Annotated in this window: 18 protein-coding genes; 12 read left to right on the top strand and 6 right to left on the bottom strand. The window is 44.7% G+C overall.

The annotated features are described in order from the left end of the window. The first annotated feature begins 230 nt into the window (after positions 1-230). The gene (locus tag GVO63_RS13100) at positions 231-1,586 is read left to right on the top strand and encodes an OmpP1/FadL family transporter (protein WP_159580442.1); all 1,356 of its coding nucleotides are present in this window, start codon (positions 231-233) and stop codon (positions 1,584-1,586) included. A 108-nt stretch (positions 1,587-1,694) separates the two neighbouring features. Here GVO63_RS13100 and GVO63_RS13095 read toward each other — a convergent pair whose 3' ends face one another. Further along, positions 1,695-2,579: a LysR family transcriptional regulator gene (locus tag GVO63_RS13095; RefSeq protein ID WP_159580440.1), complete on the bottom strand. Its 885-nt coding sequence runs from the start codon at positions 2,577-2,579 to the stop codon at positions 1,695-1,697. 144 nt (positions 2,580-2,723) lie between these two features. Continuing rightward, on the bottom strand, positions 2,724-3,167 hold the full coding sequence (locus GVO63_RS13090; protein ID WP_159493921.1) for a DUF2721 domain-containing protein: 444 nt from the start codon (positions 3,165-3,167) through the stop codon (positions 2,724-2,726). A 360-nt stretch (positions 3,168-3,527) separates the two neighbouring features. On the opposite strand from GVO63_RS13090, the gene GVO63_RS13085 reads away from it, so the two are divergent. Together GVO63_RS13085 and GVO63_RS13080 are read left to right on the top strand one after the other, a co-directional pair. Continuing rightward, entirely contained in the window at positions 3,528-5,600 is a 2,073-nt protein-coding gene (locus GVO63_RS13085) for a TonB-dependent receptor (protein WP_159580438.1), read from the top strand. Between the two features lie 179 nt (positions 5,601-5,779). Beyond that, positions 5,780-7,072 (top strand): NAD(P)/FAD-dependent oxidoreductase, encoded by a 1,293-nt coding sequence (locus GVO63_RS13080; protein ID WP_159493923.1) that lies wholly within the window; start codon positions 5,780-5,782, stop codon positions 7,070-7,072. 107 nt (positions 7,073-7,179) lie between these two features. On the opposite strand, the gene GVO63_RS13075 is transcribed toward GVO63_RS13080, so the two are convergent. Both GVO63_RS13075 and GVO63_RS13070 read right to left on the bottom strand, forming a co-directional pair. Further along, the gene (locus tag GVO63_RS13075; protein ID WP_159580456.1) at positions 7,180-7,746 is read right to left on the bottom strand and encodes a YceI family protein; all 567 of its coding nucleotides are present in this window, start codon (positions 7,744-7,746) and stop codon (positions 7,180-7,182) included. 21 nt (positions 7,747-7,767) lie between these two features. Continuing rightward, the gene (locus GVO63_RS13070; protein WP_159493924.1) at positions 7,768-8,295 is read right to left on the bottom strand and encodes a cytochrome b; all 528 of its coding nucleotides are present in this window, start codon (positions 8,293-8,295) and stop codon (positions 7,768-7,770) included. 428 nt (positions 8,296-8,723) lie between these two features. On the opposite strand from GVO63_RS13070, the gene GVO63_RS13065 reads away from it, so the two are divergent. The 4 genes from GVO63_RS13065 to GVO63_RS13050 all read left to right on the top strand — a co-directional run bounded on the left by GVO63_RS13065 (position 8,724) and on the right by GVO63_RS13050 (position 10,787). Further along, entirely contained in the window at positions 8,724-9,047 is a 324-nt protein-coding gene (locus tag GVO63_RS13065; protein WP_201285133.1) for a hypothetical protein, read from the top strand. Positions 9,048-9,091: 44 nt separating this feature from the next. Continuing rightward, on the top strand, positions 9,092-9,655 hold the full coding sequence (locus tag GVO63_RS13060; protein WP_159580436.1) for a CBS domain-containing protein: 564 nt from the start codon (positions 9,092-9,094) through the stop codon (positions 9,653-9,655). Positions 9,656-9,792: 137 nt separating this feature from the next. After that, a complete protein-coding gene (locus GVO63_RS13055) occupies positions 9,793-10,236 on the top strand; it encodes a hypothetical protein (RefSeq protein WP_159493926.1) in 444 nt (147 codons plus the stop codon). A 116-nt stretch (positions 10,237-10,352) separates the two neighbouring features. Further along, the gene (locus GVO63_RS13050) at positions 10,353-10,787 is read left to right on the top strand and encodes a hypothetical protein (RefSeq protein ID WP_159493927.1); all 435 of its coding nucleotides are present in this window, start codon (positions 10,353-10,355) and stop codon (positions 10,785-10,787) included. Here GVO63_RS13050 and GVO63_RS13045 read toward each other — a convergent pair. Then, positions 10,784-11,725: an alpha/beta fold hydrolase gene (locus tag GVO63_RS13045; RefSeq protein ID WP_159580434.1), complete on the bottom strand. Its 942-nt coding sequence runs from the start codon at positions 11,723-11,725 to the stop codon at positions 10,784-10,786. The two genes, GVO63_RS13050 and GVO63_RS13045, sit on opposite strands and share 4 nt — an antisense overlap. A gap of 143 nt (positions 11,726-11,868) precedes the next feature. On the opposite strand from GVO63_RS13045, the gene arfB reads away from it, so the two are divergent. The 4 genes from arfB (at position 11,869) to GVO63_RS13025 (ending at position 15,435) form a co-directional block, all read left to right on the top strand. Beyond that, positions 11,869-12,285: an alternative ribosome rescue aminoacyl-tRNA hydrolase ArfB gene (gene arfB / locus GVO63_RS13040; protein WP_159493929.1), complete on the top strand. Its 417-nt coding sequence runs from the start codon at positions 11,869-11,871 to the stop codon at positions 12,283-12,285. Between the two features lie 126 nt (positions 12,286-12,411). Next, on the top strand, positions 12,412-13,089 hold the full coding sequence (locus GVO63_RS13035; RefSeq protein WP_159493930.1) for a hypothetical protein: 678 nt from the start codon (positions 12,412-12,414) through the stop codon (positions 13,087-13,089). 121 nt (positions 13,090-13,210) lie between these two features. After that, the gene (locus GVO63_RS13030) at positions 13,211-14,176 is read left to right on the top strand and encodes a hypothetical protein (RefSeq protein ID WP_159580432.1); all 966 of its coding nucleotides are present in this window, start codon (positions 13,211-13,213) and stop codon (positions 14,174-14,176) included. 239 nt (positions 14,177-14,415) lie between these two features. After that, positions 14,416-15,435, top strand: a complete 1,020-nt coding sequence (locus tag GVO63_RS13025) for an outer membrane beta-barrel protein (protein WP_159580430.1) — start codon at positions 14,416-14,418, stop codon at positions 15,433-15,435. Positions 15,436-15,477: 42 nt separating this feature from the next. Here GVO63_RS13025 and GVO63_RS13020 read toward each other — a convergent pair whose 3' ends face one another. Then, a complete protein-coding gene (locus GVO63_RS13020; RefSeq protein WP_159580428.1) occupies positions 15,478-16,923 on the bottom strand; it encodes a S8 family serine peptidase in 1,446 nt (481 codons plus the stop codon). A gap of 256 nt (positions 16,924-17,179) precedes the next feature. On the opposite strand from GVO63_RS13020, the gene GVO63_RS13015 reads away from it, so the two are divergent. Further along, positions 17,180-17,677: an RNA polymerase sigma factor gene (locus GVO63_RS13015; RefSeq protein ID WP_159580426.1), complete on the top strand. Its 498-nt coding sequence runs from the start codon at positions 17,180-17,182 to the stop codon at positions 17,675-17,677. Positions 17,678-17,718: the final 41 nt, after the last annotated feature.

Here is a 17,718-nt window from a genome sequence, read left to right as displayed (position 1 = left end):
CTTCATAAGCGCCAGTAGTTGTTAGTGATAGTAGATAAACATTTATTAACAAGATTGAGATCTTCTATTAACTGCGCATTATCAAAAGTGCTTGCAAATGCGTCGAAATGGTAGCTAAAATTGTAAAAAATGCGATAAAAGAGCGTAAATAGCGTTAACTTGCATTGAACAAAACTACTCAGAACCGTAGAATGCCCGCTGCAATTTTTTCCTATTACAATGAGTATCTTATGAAGCAACAGTTTTCTCTACGTGCCTCAGTTTGCTTAGCGCTTGCTACTTTAGCCTCTTCTTCTGCGCTGGCAGCTGGTTTCCAAGTTAACGAACACAGCGCAAATGGCCTTGGCCGCGCGATGGCTGGTCAAGCCGCCAAGCCAGAAAATGCCTCTATATTAGCCACTAACCCTGCGGCAATTGGCGTATTTAAAGAAGCTGAGTTCAGTGCGTCAGTGAGCTTTATTGACCCCAATGTAGATATTAACGGTGCAGTGACCTATAGCCTTGGTGACACGTTAGTGGGTGGCGGTAACGCGCAGGAAGACGATATTGCAGACACTGCTTTCGTACCAGGCTTTTTCTACACCACACCAATCGATGAAAAATTCTCAGCAGGTGTGGGTGTTTTCACCACTTACGGTTTGCGTTCAGACTATTCAGACGACTTTGGTGCGCTTCACTTTGCAGATACTGCTGAAGTGAAAACGGTAACGTTAAACCCAGCCGTGTCTTACAAAGTCAACAAACAGCTTATGGTTGGTTTTGGTTTGAACATTACTTATGCTGAAGCCGAAATTGGCTCGGGCGTTTCTAACACCCTTGCCGATACGGTTGCTGGATTAGCGCCAACAGCTCAAGCGCTAGGTATTACGCTTCCGACACTTAGTGCGGGCAACTCACTGTTCAGCATGGAAGGTGATGACTGGGGTTACGGTTGGAATGCTGGTATCTTTTGGCAGCCAACAGATATGACTAACATAGCACTTTCATACCGCGCAGAGACTAAGTTGGAATTAGACGGTGCTGTTTCATCTCAAACTCCTGTATTTCCCATTAACCTTAATCAACCCGGTAGCCTAGATTTGAATCTTGCTGCTATCACTGAGTTAGCGGTTGATCAGAAAATTGATAATCAGTGGTCAGTACAAGCAAGCTTAACGTTCACCGATTGGAGCACGTTTGAGAAGCTTGAAGCTAACCTTGAAGACGGTGTTGATTTTCTTATTAAGGAAGAGAATTTCGATGACTCGTGGCGCGCCTCTATCGGCGTCACTTATATCTTAAATAATGAAGTTACGCTCCGCGCCGGTTATGCCTATGACGATGGCGTAGTGTCAGTAGAAAATCGCTCGCTTAGTATTCCTGATACTGATCGCCACTGGGTTTCTGCCGGTATGACTTATGCCATGGACGAAGATACTTCTGTTGACTTAGCCTATGTATTTATTGATGGCCGCGAAGCTGATATCAATAAAGACAGAACGATTTTAAGCAATGTATTACCAAGCACTGACTTTACCACTAACTTTACCGGCACTCAGTCTGCTACTGCACACATTCTAAGTGTTCAGTTTAATACGCGCTTCTAATAATAAATGCCGTTCATTGATAAAAATGGCAGCTTTTACGCTGCCATTTTTGTTTGAAAGTCTGTAATTACCATCTAAGTCGTTCTTTTACTTGAACAAATCTGATACTTAAATTTGAGCAAATAGGTCTTGTAAGCACGCTATCGCAGCACTGATTTTAGCGGGCACTAAATCCCGTTTTGGCGTTACGGCAAAAACGGTATAATCGGGAAGCGTCCAGTCAGCAAAGAGTTGCTTCATTTCGCCAGACTTTAAAAGGTGCCTCACCTCCGGTTCTGGTAATACTGCATACCCTAAGCCATCCTGGGTGAGCTTAATGAGGGTTTGCATTGAATTCACATCAATACGCTGAGTATCAAGTTCAAAGTCTCCGCTATCCTTATGAGTCATTACGTAATCTTCAACATGCCGGTGAGCAATATAAGCGTGACTAACCAGTTGCTCAGGGTTTGAAAGGCGGGTGCTTGCAAGTGGGTGATCTGCAGATACACACAATATTCGCTCCCATGTAGCCAGTTTCAAACTGCTAAAGTTAGTATCGGAAACCGGGGTAAAGCAAAGTACAAGATCAGCGCTTGAAGCAATAATGTCTTTAGGTTCATCGGTAACCGTTAAAGATATCGTGATTTTTGGGAATTCTTCACACAGTTTTTTCAATGGCTCACTAAGTAAACCGCCACCAAAACCTTCTGGCGCAATAATATTGATATTGCCGGTAGGGTTATCTTGAAGGCTTTCTATTTTTTGTTGGGCAAGCTCTGCGGTTTGCAGCATTTGCTTGCTGGTTTCGTAATAGATACGTCCTGCTTCTGTAAGGCCTAAGCTTCGCGTATTTCGGTTAAAAAGGCTCAGCCCAATATCATGTTCAAGCTTTCTCAATTGTTGACTAATTGCAGAAACGGTCATGTGTAGCTCTCGCGCTGCCACACTCATACTACCGCTGTCTGTAACCGCAACAAAAACCTGAAGAGAGCGAAGTAATTTAGTGTTCATGGCGCAGTTTAATCCTTTCCGTTGGCCGTAGAATGATAAGTGGATATTTGTAGCAAATTAACGACCTTAGCACGGGAATTCTATCTTATTTAAAGGTTAATGAGCGCTTTTTGCGGTGCTCTTTACGCAGTGTTTACATTAGAATTACCGAATGGTTCTGACCATATTTATCGTGCTGGTTGCAAGTTTGACTTCAACTAAGAAAACGATAAGCGCACTGATTAGAAACATCATTGCCAGTATGAATAAAATAATCACCGGCGTTTTTAAATCGACAACCCAAAGCGACCCAGAAAAGAGCGCCATGATGACGGTACACACCATGAGTCCAGAGGCTACACATAGGCCAATCGCCCAGTTAATAACTTTAACCCTACGCCAGAGCACTTTGATTTCTTTCTTCGAACGATCGACGATATGTGGGTCTGAAAGGGTATGAATTTGTCGTTCAGCCACCCTGACCCTGTCTGATATTCGGCCCAATCGAGATGACATAACGTTGAGGAAGCCCGCAATACCGGTAAGCAAAAATACGGGGGCAACAGCGAATTCGATAAGCTGTGAAAGACTAGGAATAAGTGTGTCCAATGGTTCCTCCAGCGAACAAAGTTTGATTTATTTTACGTTAGGGCGTGTTGATCTTTGCTGTGCATTTTTTGCAGCAGTTTGTGCACCATTTAAACACTGTCAATGAATCTACTTCATACAATACGATGTAAAGACAATGAGTGAAGTAACGACTTGTGTTGTAACCGTGTCGTTAGCAAAGTAACTATTTGTGTTGTAACAGTGCCATAAGCAAAGTCTACGCCAAGGCTTTACCCAGATAAATGGCGTAATTATCTGAACTTCGCAGCAGTTTAGCCGTTTTTTAACGCCTTCACGCCGATATTAACGGTACACTAGCACCCGTTGTTTAACACCATTTTGTCATCAAAAGGATAGATAATGCGCTTTTCCCCAAGGTTTCCTTTGTCATTAATAACCCTATCGTTGCTATCGTCAGCAACTCTGGCTCAAGAAACCTATGAAATAGAAAGAATAGAAACCACGTCTTCTCGTATCCAAGGCAAGATAAATGCCTCTGGTTACGCGGTTACCTCAATTTCAGAAGAAACATTATCGCTGCTCTCCTTTCAGCATATTCAAGAGTCGCTTAACTATATAGCCGGTGCTGGTGTTCAACGGGGAAATGGACAAGAGTATTTACCTGCACTTCGCTCACCTGTATTGACCGGTGCCGGTGCTTGCGGAGGGATCTTAGCAGCAGAAGACGGCATACCCTTACGTGCGGCAGGATTTTGCAATATTAATGAGCTATTTGAAGCACATGGTGAAGTAGCAGAGCGTATTGATGTGATTAAAGGGCCTGCATCCGCATTATATGGCTCAAACGCAATACACGGCGTTATTAATGTTATTACCCCAGATACAACACGAGAGAAAGGCGTTTTGGGCGTCGATTACGGTTCATATGGCTTTCATCGAATGAAGCTTCAACAAGGAAGTGACTTTGGCAGCGCCGGAGTAGGGATAGCAGCGAGCGTAACCCGTGATACTGGCTACAGAGACGATGAAGGCGTGGATCAGGAAAAAGTATCGTTACGCCATAGGATAGAAGGGGATAACACTGTTATCACAAGTGGCATGACCTATACGCATTTAGACCAAGAAACCGCGGGATATATAGAGGGGTTTGAGAGTTATAAAGATACAGAGATAGCGCGAAGTAATCCCAATCCAGAAGCGTTTCGAAAAGCGCGAAGTTTAAGGCTTTGGAGCAAATTTGATTCGTTTTTTGAAGGAGGTCACGCCCTATCCGTTACCCCTTATGTGCGGAATCAGGATATGCGCTTTCTTATGCATTTTCTACCGGGAAAGCCCTTAGAAGAGAATGCGCAAAAGGGCGTGGGCGTGTTGTCTCAGTTTAATTATGTCGTGAACGATAGCGTTTCGTTAGACGTCGGCGTCGATGCGGAATATACAGAGGGTGAATTAATACAATCTCAACAAGGTGCTACCGAAGGTTCAGCGTTTCTAGTCGAAACTATTCCTGCAGGTAAACACTACGATTATGACGTAAATGCGACCTTATTCGCGCCATTTTTTGCGTTGAATTGGCAGGATGATGCGTGGGCAGTAACGTTAGGTGGGCGCTTTGAAACGATGCAATACGACTATACTAACAATATGAATGTAGGCCGAGTGAGAGAAGATGGTACCGAGTGTGGATTCGGTGGCTGCCGTTACTCTCGACCCGCTGACAGTGAAAATGATTATGATAATTTCAGCCCTAAGTTGTCGGTGCGTTATCAGCTTAGCCCACAAACTCAACTATTTGGCGGCATGGCAAGAGGTTATCGCGCGCCTCAGGCAACCGAGCTTTATCGTTTGCAGCGCGCTCAGTCGGTGACTGAACTTGAATCAGTAATCGCAGACAATATTGAGCTTGGTATTACCGGTGCACTGCTGTCAGGTAGCTATACCCTGTCTCTCTACAGTCTCAAAAAAGACAATGTTATCTACCGAGACAGCGATTTTTTTAACGTCAGCAACGGAGAAACGTGGCACCGAGGTGTTGAACTGAGTTTTGACCAAAAGCTTAGCGACACGTTACGCGTTGATTTTGCCGGTACGTATGCTCGACATACTTACGAGCACAGCCAGTTTTCGGGCGACCAAGATATCAAGGGGAACGACATTGATACAGCACCTAAATTGCTGCTTAATACCCGCTTAAGCTACGACATTTCGCAAGAAATACAGGCTCAATTAGAATGGCAGCATGTGGCTCGCTACTACACTGACGCTGAAAACCTTAACGAATATGATGGTCACGATTTAGTGCATGCGCGAGTAAGTTGGGGAATAACCCAAAGCATCACGCTTTATGCGCGTATCAACAATCTGTTTGACACTGATTATGCTGAGCGCGCTGACTATACGAGTTTTTCAGGCCCTCGCTATTTCCCCGGTAGGCCCCGAAACTTTATGCTCTCAGCATCGTTTATGTATAAATAGGTGTAATAAATAACTATTAATCCTGAAAATACAGACTATTGCCGCGATAAGCTTGTGCCGTAAAGGCTTCGTGCGTAGTCTGTAGAAACAAGCATGGGTCTCAGTTAGGCCATGTATAGCGCTTTTTTATTTTTACAAAACAGGCGATATACGTGGAATGATTGTTAATAGGTAAACCCATGCAAAAAATAGTAATTGTTGGTGGTGGTGCTGGAGGCCTTGAGTTAGCCAGTCGCTTGAGCCGCACCCTCGGGAGAAAAAAACTAGCCGAAATTACCCTCGTCGACCGCAGTCGAACCCACATTTGGAAGCCGCTCTTACACGAAGTGGCCGCCGGAGTAATCGATAAACATTCAGACGGTGTGGATTACGCCATTCACGCTGCAGCGCATCACTATCGCTTTCAACTCGGCGAAATGTGTTCGCTTAATACAAATGAGCAAACTATTACCCTATCGCCATTGATTGACGAAGAGGGTACACAAGTCTTGCCCGAACGTGAAATACACTATGATCAGTTGGTTTTGGCCATTGGCAGTGTCAGCAACGACTTCAATACTCCAGGGGTTGCAGAGCATTGCTACTTCCTTGATTCGCTCAAGCAGGCTGAACGGTTCCACCGAGCGCTTCTAAATCAGCTTATCCGCATAAATCAGCAAGAAGACAAAGATGCCAGAATTGATGTTGCTATTGTGGGTGCGGGAGCAACAGGTACTGAGCTAGCTGCTCAGCTTCATCATGTGGCTAATTTGTCAAAGGCTTACGGTATGCCCGATATGTCAGCCTCTCGCCTGAAAATTACTATTGTTGAAGCCGGTGAGCGTATTTTACCTGCACTGCCAGAGCGTATAGCTAATTCAGCCAGAAAGGCGCTTCATAAGTTGGGCGTAGATATTAAAGAGCAAACCATGGTTGCTGAGGCAGACGCAAAAGGATTGATCACGAAAGACGGAAGCCGTATTGATGCTGACCTCATGGTGTGGGCAGCTGGGGTTAAAGCCCCCGACTTTATTACAAAACTTGGTTTGTTTGACACTAATCGAGCCAATCAAATTCTGGTCGATAAACAGTTGCGAAGCACGACGCAAAAAAATATATGGGTGTTAGGTGATTGCTGCGGCTTTCAACAAGACAATGGAAAATGGGTTCCGCCGCGCGCGCAGTCAGCGCATCAAATGGCCGATATTGTTGCTCACAATATAACTGCGTTATTTAATCACAAAAACACAAAAGAGTTTACGTATCAAGACTATGGTTCCCTGGTCCATTTAAGTAAGTACAGTACGGTAGGAAGCTTGATGGGGTCGCTGTCAAATAGCAGCATGTTCATCGAAGGGCGTTTAGCCAAGCTGGTGTATGTTTCGTTGTACAATATGCATCAGTTTGCGGTCCATGGAAAAATAAAAGGGGCACTTAAGCTAATTGTGAAGAAATTAAGCCAAGCGATAAGCCCGAAACTGAAACTGCACTAAGCGTGTTTTAACAACGAAAGGTGCAACATGAGATGACCCCCAGAGGGTAAATAGCAAAACTCTGGGGGCGATTTTATTTTTGAAGCTGAATGCTTCTTACTGCGATGTTATTGCTTTACACCTTCAACATGAAGTTCAAGTTCCACGGTTTGCGACGCTGGACCTAAGTCATAGTCGATACCATAGTCTTTCAATGCGATAGTTGTGGTGCCCATAAAGCCAGCACGATAGCCGCCCCATGGATCTTGACCTTCACCGATTTTCTTGGCTTCGATAGTAATAGGCTTGGTCACGCCATGTAGCGTGAAGTCACCCATTACATCCATCATGCCGTTGCCTTTATCGACAATCTTGGTGCTTACAAATTTTGCCTCTGGAAAATCGTCAACATTCAAAAAGTCGTCGCTTTTAAGGTGTTTATCGCGCTCAGCATGATTTGAGTCGATACTGTCTGTCTCGATTGATACCATAATTTTTGCTGCACTTGGCGCAGCATCGTCATAGCTAAATGACCCTTTAAAGTCGTTAAAGCGACCTGTTAGCCACGAGTAGCCAAGGTGCTGAATTTTAAAGTTGATAGACGCATGTGCCCCTCTACTATCAATCACATAATCTGCGGCGTTCGCAGTGCTCAAAGACAATGCTGCAGCCAAGGCAAGTGTTAACTTCTTCATCATTACTCCTGTTCCTCAATATTATCGAAGCCGTAACATCTGCTTCAGTGTGTCATCGTTACTTAAAAAGTGGTGTTTCAATGCAGCCAGTGTATGTATAACGGCTAAAACAATGACTGACCAAGCAATATAAAAGTGAGCATCACCTGCAATGTCTTCTTGGTTCTCAAATAGTTCACCCATTGCAGGAACAGAAAACCAGTTAAATACATCAATGGCTCTGCCATCGGCAGTTGAAATCAGATACCCACTGGTAAATAGCGCAATCATCAAAGCGTACAAAAGTCCGTGACCTATCCGGCTTAGGTTTTTCTCTACGGGAGTCCCATACGAAGGCGGCCTCGATGTAAAAGTACGAACTACCAACCGACAAATGACAATGGCTAGCAACAGTAAGCCAGCACTTTTATGCCAATGCGGGGCGGTTTTATACCAATCGCTGTAATACGTAAGGTCGACCATCCATAAACCCGAAGCAAACATGCCAACAATGGTAAGTGCAGATAACCAATGCAAAATGACAATGAGTCTGGGCCACCTAGGTTTCATGTTACATCCGTTTTCGAGTTTGTTTCGATTTGCATACTAGGGCCTGTTGAACTTTGCTGTACGAATTTTGGTCTATATGAAAGCATTTTAATTGCGAAACTGCCCTGCAGGCATAGTTGTTCTACGTCAAACTGCTGCAAAAGTGCACAGCAAAGATCAACACACCAAATTAGTGTATTCCCAATCATATCGACTTATCATCACATTTAATGCGTGTATTCATTCTTCTTTTTAGAATGAAATGGCCGCGAATTTTCGCCGATTTAGTAGATTGAGAATAAGAGACTTCTTGGCTCGCATCGTTTAATGGTCGATAAAATGCGCTAAATCCCTCTATTAAACGTTCGAATTAGGCTTATAGTTTAATGAAGGAGTCGCAGGTTTGGCTTCTTGAATTCAATGTCGTTTTTCCTTAGAGGATGTTCGCTTTGCGCGTTTCATATGTTTTGCTGGCCTTGATATTGCCAGCGCTATGTTCATCACTGATTACCGTCTCTGTTTCAGGTGAGGGTAGAAGTGTGCAAAACGCGGCGGGACAAATGAGTACTGCCAGTGCGCACTCAGTCCTTATCAGTGAGTGGGAAAGTACTGCTTATGAAGCATTTGATGACGACATTGATGATGGCATTCCACTCGTTAGTATTTTTAGTGGTGTAGAAAAGTACCGGTTTTCGCCAGGCAAAATTGCCGTCGTAAACTTCTTCACCAAACAGCGCGCTAATATCATTAGAGGGCCACCTTCCCTTACTTAATCACGATTAAAAAACCAATTTTAACTTTTGATTAGGAGAAGGGTATGCACGCCTTAAATCTTTATAAAACCGAAGCTATCGATACGCTGGCATGGCCGGTTATTGAAAACACTATCACTGTAAACTCATCTGCAATGGCAGTATTTACTGACTTCAAGCAGCACTTGCCACATGTTATCGACGCGCGGACCCCCGCTACCAAAGTGGAGTCTATTATGCGTCAGTCACACGTCCGCATGATGCTGGTGGTGAATAGCGAAAACCGCTTTATCGGCATCGTTACCAGCCACGATGTGGGTGAACAGCAGATCATTCAGCGTTTAAGTGAGCTTAAAGTAAAACGCGAAGAGTTGACCGTTCATGACTTTATGCGGCCCAAAACATCACTTATGTCTTTTGATTTCACCGAACTGACACATTCGTCGGTTGGTGACGTTATAGAAACGCTCAAAGACTATGGTCAGCATCACTGCTTAGTAATGGACCGAGACAGTCATGAAGTCCGTGGTGTTATCAGCGTAAGTGATATTGCCAGAGAGCTGCGTTTACCCCTTGATGTTCAAGGTCGTCCCACGTTTGCAGAACTCATCAATATTCTTGCCGCGTAATTTTCTATCTCGCCAATTTTGAGCCATACTTTTACTACGCGATGTGTAAACACCGCGTAGTACAAAGTATATAGCGCTCAAATGATATTTGAGCATTTGCTTATCCCTAAAATTAATAAGAATAGTTAGGTGGAATTATGCAGTACGTCCATGGCGATTTCATTGTCACGCGATGTGGCAGTGCAGTGGTCACACAAGCCTACGGTCCCTGGAATAACGAATGTGTAGAAAGCTTTGCCGTAGAGTATCGGGCGAACGCCGAAGTACTGTTTGGGAAGGAATGGTGTAATATTGTCTGCGTGTCAGGAGAGTCGTTACTTATTCCCGATGCAGAAGCGCAGCTGCGTGAACGCACAGCGGCAATGCATTCACTGGGCTTAACGCACATTGCTGTAGTATTAGGAGATTCGACCGCCAAAGCAACGACCAAAGCGCAACTCAAGCGAACATACAAAGGGCTTAATATCGAGTTCGTATTTGTTGAGCTTATTAATGAAGCGGTTGAATGGTTAGAAGCGCATGGATTTAGTATCGATCCAGAAAGCATCTCATTGCATTTAGAGAAAGTCGCAGTGAAGTAGGGACGTCAATTGGATGCGCATTTCGCACTTGGTATGTATTTCGCTTAGTAACTTATAAAGAGCGTATACAGAACGGCAACCAATCACTCATATTGTCGATGAAACGAGGCGAAATTATGAAAAGATCACTATTTCCTACTAGCGTTGTGACGAAAGCATTCACTTGGGCTTACCAAGAGCTTGGGTTGAATATTAAGCAAGCATCTGAAATATTGGGCATTTCTCCCTCATCTCTCGCGCAAACCACCCTACTTGGTTTCGAAAGCGGTACTGCAGAGTATAGAAAGCAATTGGCGTTTATCCGTATGTATCATTTACTCATCTCATTGTCAGAAGGGGACAGTGAGCAGATGAAAGTGTGGTTCAGTAGCTACAATGTCACGCTTGAAAAGAGCCCTTATGAGATGTGCAAAGAATACGATGGCATTGAACGGGTCGCAGACCAATTACGTAGACTGAAACAATCTGAGTCAGGTAGACAAAGTGCGCTTGCAGTTATTGAGTTTTCTCAAAGTGATCAACACTCAAAGCTGAGAACCCTGCTCCACTAATCGGTGCTGTTAGCCTTGCAGTCTATGTCGATGATAAAGTCCGCACATGCTTGAACCTGGGTGACAGGAATCATGTGTCCAGTGTTCGGGATGACTTTTTGTGTCGCTGAATCGATGGCTTGGGCGACAGCCTCTATATGTTCGCTTGGATTGAGAATTGTGTCCTTTTCACCGTATAACACGCCAACCGGGCATTGTATTTCACTGTATCGCTCTTTTTGTCGGAATAAGCTACCTTGTGCTGAAACGGTATCTCGGCTTCCTTCGTAAAAACTGCGCGAGTGAAGGGCTAACAATCCGCCACCCTTAACAGAAAAAGAGGCGGGCACGGGTTCTGGATGAAATATCTGCGCAGCTTGTTTCCTGCCCAGCTTTGCCCTCAATGGGCTGGCGATGGTCTTTGTAACACTACTGCGCACAAATTCATTGGGTATATAAAGTATGGAAAGGGGGCCTGCACCGCTTTTAAGCGGTGTCGTCAGCGGGCATAGTAATGAAACTGATCTGATTTTTTCCGGTGCGTCTATCGCCATTCTTAATGCAATACCGCCTCCCATGGAATGGCCAACAAGCGCTGCTTTGTTTATCTCCTCTTTACTCATCCATTCTAATAACATTTTACTTTGCTGTTCAAAGCTTGCGGACGTGTTTTTGTAACGGCTAGAAAAACCGCTACCAGGGCGGTCGATAGAATAAACGGTGTAACGCGACGCGAGGGTTTTGGCTAATTCATTAAAATTGTTACTATTACCAAGTAAACCGTGAATAAGCACGAGCGATGGCCCACTTCCTTGCTTTTGCCAGTGGATTATTCCTCCCTCAACAGGCGTCAGTTTTCCAGATGGTTTAAACGCTGATTCGATATTGCTGTCCATTTTCGTAGTAAACCAAATGAGAGCCACAAAGATACAAATAATGACGAGTAAAACAATCAGCATGTTGTGTTTCCAAAGTAAGGGTGAAAATTAACCTATCGGTTAACCCTCACACGGTCAAGTAAGCAATAGTAATAGTCGCCAATAGACGGTGTTGTGGACGCTTTGACTATCCCACGCCATGCCATGAAGTATTAGGAAATGAAATGGAACTACCAATTACACCCTCTATCGCTATTGATGAGTCTGAGGCTGATTTGCAGGCCATACGGGCTCAAGGCAGCGGTGGTCAAAACGTCAATAAAGTCAGTAGCGCTATCCATCTGCGCTTTGACATTAATCAGTCGTCGTTACCCGATAAATTAAAAGCGAAATTGTTGAATTTAAAAGATAACCGCGTTACCAACGAAGGCGTGTTCGTACTAAAAGCGCAAAACTTTCGCACTCAGGAACAAAATAGAGAAGATGCGTTAGCGCGACTTGTTGCCTGGATAAAGGCCGCCACAGTTGAACAAAAACCGCGGATAAAAACAAAAGTGAGCCGCGCAGCAAAAGCACGTCGTGTTGATGTAAAAAAACAACAAGGCGCTAAAAAATCTATGCGTAAGAAAGTGGAATTTTAATCAAAACTAATCTAAAGTATTAGGCTTGTTAGAGGTCATTTCGCAAGACAACGGAAAATTCTTACAATAATAAATGAATGTGTCTTGTGCTTATGCTAATTATTGGAACTTAAGGAAGCATACAAAGTGACGCGTTCGAACGTAATTCCTATGGTGCTATTTGCAGCCATAGTGGTGTCGCTTGGGATTAACACACCGCAAGCCGCAAACGAGATTATTGCCCGTTTGTTCAACAAATCTATTTCTAATACTGAATTGCAGCCTTCTCACGCTGATGTTGCGCGATTCCAATCCATATTATCTGATAAATCAGAAAAAGAAGTGCGAGATATTTTGGCGCAACGTGCGCTCGGCAATAAAATTACTGAGTCTGTACTTTCTGACTTTGCTAATAAAAATGCAATTGAGCCCGATGAAAGCGAAATTCAGTCTGCCTACTCCGTGATTAAATTGTGGACCGTTGATTTAGACGGTGATGTTGCGTATCAAGATGAAGAGCTTGACCGCTACCGTCTGGCCATGGCTGAAGGTATGGCAAAAAGTTGGAAAGTGTCTAAAGCGCTGTACGAAGCCTACGGTGGTGATGTGGTTTTCCAGCAAGACAATCCGCTCACCCCAGTGGGCGCGTATCAAAAATTGTTTGAACAGTATCGCGAGCAAGGCGAATTTGTCATTTACGACCCTGTGTTCAAAGCGGCGTTTTGGAGCTCAGTTAAAATGAAGTACGCCAAAACCTACGATCCTGAAAACATCGATTTCTCACTTCCTTGGTGGGAAAAAAGCATGACTGCTTCAGAAAAATAATAGAAAGCCCTGTTTTTACAGGGCTTTTTTTATTGTTTTAAAAAATCTCTCTCTTGCGCGGAATAAAACGCTTTCTCCAATCGTTATCTCAGTGTCCTTTATGAAAAACGGAGATAATCGGATGAAAAAGTTAAATACTGCAATTGCTCTCGCTTTTGGTATTGCGTCAACGTCGGCGTTGGCTCAAGAAGCTATGTTTTCTGCGAATACTTCAGCGAATACATCGACGTCAGCATCGCTATCACTCGCAAACGGTGCAAACACGCAATCAGCAACTCAAGTCAGTACAGAGACTTCGGCGCAAGGCGAAGCAGTTTCACAAAGCCAAATGGCTACCGAAAGTTCAGGTAGTGCTGGCGGGCAACTGTCGGCAAGCCAAACTGACAATGACCTACCTACTAATCTGATATTGAATCAAGCACCTGAAGAAGAAAGCGAAGGCAATACAGATCAAGCAACGGCAAATGAAGTGGCACAAACGTCTACGTCAAGTGCGAGTCTCTTAACCAATAGCACTCAGCAGCTGACAACATCAGCAGGGTCTTCGTTGCTATCAACCTCGCAAACTTCCGTTGATGGAGCGGTGTCTGCAGTATCAGGAACGGCGAATACAATGACTGCATCGGTGGCCGGAACACTTAGTGGCAGTGCGTCGGGTTCTTTATCTGCCCTGACATCAGCGTCTGGAAACGCAGAGCAAGTCGGTGGGGCAGAAGGTGAAACAGCCGTTGGCAGAGCCATATCAAACACGTTAGACGGCGGCGTAACCAGCACGGTCGCAAGCTCAGTAGCAGGCACGGTTGGCACCGCTGTCGAAGGTACAGTTACTGATACGGTAGGAAATACGGTAAGAAACACGGTGGCAAATACGGTAGAGAGTTCAGTGGAGGGCGCAGTTTCAAGTACTGTTGAACAAGCTGTGTCAGCGACGGTTGCAAATACTGTAGAGAGTACTGTAGCAAACACGGTAAATAATACAGTGGCAAGCACCGTCGAAAGCTCGATCGAAAGCTCGATCGAGAATGCCGTAACAAGCACTGTAAATGACAACGTAGCTTCAAGTATCTCGGGTGTGCTAGGCCTTTAATGTTCCGGTCTAAACCATTAGACGGGAGTCGAGCAATCTTGAGCTAGCGCTGTAAATCGCCATTTAACTCTAAGTGCGGCTTGTCTTACACCAAGCCGCTATCTAAGGCCTAGGCTGCAGGCGCTAACACAATATCTAGTTAAAGCGAACGTCTCAAGTCAAATATCACTCCTCCCCCGGCTTGACCTCAGCAAAACAGAAAGCCCTAAGTTTCACTTTCTCTGTAGTAGGTAACAACAATGAAAACGCAAACATTTCAACATTCACCAACAAAGATCAACGTTACTCTTGGAAGCCTAAAGTGTCTATCGCTTGCCGTGACAGCTGTTTTATTCGGTTGCAGCGTAACCTACGCGAGTGCAGACAGTCGTTCACATGATGATGAAGGTGTAAATCATGCACACGCAAAAAATCAAGCGGTTTCATTTTCAGGTTCAGGTTATATAGGGTACCGCTCTGATAGCAATGTGAGCGTGAGCGAGCTTGATACAAACACAGACGCGGCAGACGACGCACTGCAAGCAGAAGGCCAATTAAAGGTGTCAGTAAAGCCCACGGCTAAGTGGGAAAATGTATTGTCAGTAAGTCAGGCTAATACCAATTATCAAACGCAAAGTGACTTTGATCTTCAGCTTTCGACTGTCTCTGCGAATACAACTTATGCATTTGATTTCGCGAAGTTAGGTGCACATTATTATCATGCAAGCGCCAAACTTGATGGACGTGATTTTCTCACTTATGAGCAATATGGTGTATCTGCAGGAAGACTGCTGGGGCAGCGCACTTATTTGCGTTTGAGCAGCGATCTTATCGAAAAGCAGTTTGAGAACACGCCTGAGGGGACACCAACGAGAGATAGCGACGCCGTTGCTGTGCGCAGCGACTTGTTTTATTTCTTCGAAGGGGAAGACTTTTTTCAAATCGCACTTAAATATCAAAATGAAGATGCCCAAAACAACGTCTTCGATTATACCGGCAAAGGGGTAGATCTTGCCTACACCTATCCTCTAGCGGTGTTTAGTAAGCCCTTGAAGCTTACGGTTGCCTATCAGCTAGATGTAAGAGACTACGCCCCAGAGAAAGATGGAGGGATAGGCAGGGAGGACGACAGACATGTTGTTGAAATGAGCGCAGACTATGCTGTGCACAGCCATGTTGATATCAAACTGTCTACCCAATACGGAGACTATGCCTCCAGCGTAGATGGTGCAAACTACCATGAAACCATCGCTGAGTTAGGTATAAACGTTCATTTCTAGTAAATGTTAATGTAACTCTTAAGATGAACGATGTATTTGAACTTAAGGCAGTACGCCAAAACCAAAGACACTGTCGCGGCCAGGGGGACCCGTATCTAACGCTAATTGCTGCAGCTTCAGTAAAGCGGCGTTCCTCTCTAGCTCAGTTCGTAAAAAGCATGCATACAAGGCGGTGGCCCGAGGTGAAGCCATAGAGGTGCCCGTTTGTCTAATAACCTTTCCATCTGGGTGTGCGGCCTCTACAGACACACCAACTGCAGCAAAATCCACATAGTTGCCTTGGTTCGCCCACCTGTATATTGCATGTGATTTATCGACTGCCGTAATGCCTAGCGTTTCCGGATAGGCAGCGGGATACAAGGGTAAAGAGGCGGGGCCTTCATTGCCTACGGCTGCAATTATTTGAATGCCGCTTTCATCTAACTGTTTTATAACGCGGGCTAAGACAGGGTTGTCTGGCCCTGCCAGGCTCATATTTATGGCATCTACTTGCTGAGATGCCAGATAATTGAGGCCTTCAATTAACGACATCAGCGTAGCGCCTTGGCTCACACTATTACGCGAATAAAATACACTGGCATTAAATACCTGACTCGACTCGGGCATGGATGCCGCCAATAAACTAGCGACGGCTGTGCCGTGATCAGAAGAAAACGCCACGCCCCCAGCTAGTTCGCTTGCTTTACTTGTTTGCTTTTTGCTGTCGGCAGCATAGGAGTCCAAGCCGTTATTCTGATTTGGCCTCGGGTCTTGCCCCTCACGCTGCTCAACGATAAAGGATGCTTGCGTGAAGACAATGTGCGAGAGCAATGGATGAGTGGTCGTTACATGGGTATCAACCATTCCAATACGCAGCGGTGTTGGGCAAGACTCAAATTGTTGTGTTGATACATTAATCTTGTCTACGTGCCTCAGCAGGCTGCCTTTGGTTGATACTTCGCTTTGTGATAAATAAATATGATTTCGGCCAATCTGATCCTGCAGACTTTTGGGTAACCTGTTTCGAATGTGCGACACTTCATCTTCATTTCCCGTGACTTTAACGTTATAGAGCCATTTTGAGAGCGCGGGTAGAAATTGGGCCTCTTGTATTTCTATATTCGTACCTTGCAAATGCACTTTATCGGCTTCTTCACCTAAAAAAAGCCATTCTTTTTCAACGGCAAGAAAGCCATCTTCAACCGTTACTTCATTGACGACAGGTTGGCCAGAGGTAGACAGAATTGTGGTTGCTGCAGGGGCCTTAAATTGGGGGGCAGGAAGGTTTGCAATAACGCCTGAGGCCAGCGTAGATAGGCTGTTTATGCCTTCTGTAGTTGATTGCACACTCCGTTTTGCTTCCTCGCGAATGGCTTTCAAATCGGAAGGGGTTCTATCAATGATAGGGCGAACCGGCGACACCACTTGATTTAATGTTCCTGCGAGCTGCGCTTGCGAGATGGATGCCGCAAACAAACCCAGAATTCCCGCAATGAGTGTGTATTTCATGTTGCTACCTTTACATTTACGTTGACGCAGTTCGGTACCAATAGAAGGAATGGCATAAATTGTGCCACGGTTCTAATTAACTATTACCACTGCTTCGTATAGTAGTGACGAATAGGTAGAAAAGAAATTCCAAGATGAGCCCAAAAATCCGCACGTTTTAATCGTTTAAAAAAAAACGCTGAATGCGTGGAATAAATATACGAGTGGCTCGTTAACAGAGTATTGATAACGGAAATCCTCACGAAGGTACATGAAAATGAAAAATGAGTTGACCGAACTCGTCCCGTCATTGCGAAAATTTGCCTATTCATTGACGGGTAACATACATGATGCTGATGATTTACTTCAGAACACCCTTGAACGTTTGCTAAGTAAACCAATGCCAGAGCAAGTGACATTAATGGCGTGGGCATTCAGAGTGTGTCGTAATTGCTGGATAGATGAGTACAGAGCGAAAAAAGTAAGAACTCACGCAAGCGATGCACTCTCTTATGAAGCGCAATCAGCCAATACTCACGTAGAGTTGGATGAATCTGTGACACAGACCATTACGCTAAAGCAAGTGTCAAGCGCGATGGATGAACTACCATGCGAACAAAGAGAAACACTTTCTTTAGTTGCGGTACAAGGTATGAGTTACGCTGACGCCTCTGAGGTATTACAGGTGCCGACGGGCACGATTATGAGCCGTCTAGCGAGGGCGAGAGCGAAGATATCAAACCTACTAAACGGACACAGTGAGGTGCTATCGTGATCTTAACCGATGAAAAACTTTCTGCTTTTTTAGATGGAGAG

Source organism: Alteromonas sp. KUL106 (assembly GCF_009811415.1).
GTDB lineage: Bacteria > Pseudomonadota > Gammaproteobacteria > Enterobacterales > Alteromonadaceae > Alteromonas.
The sequence above is the reverse complement of the archived record's forward strand: the minus strand, read 5'-3'. Positions and strand labels throughout refer to the sequence as shown.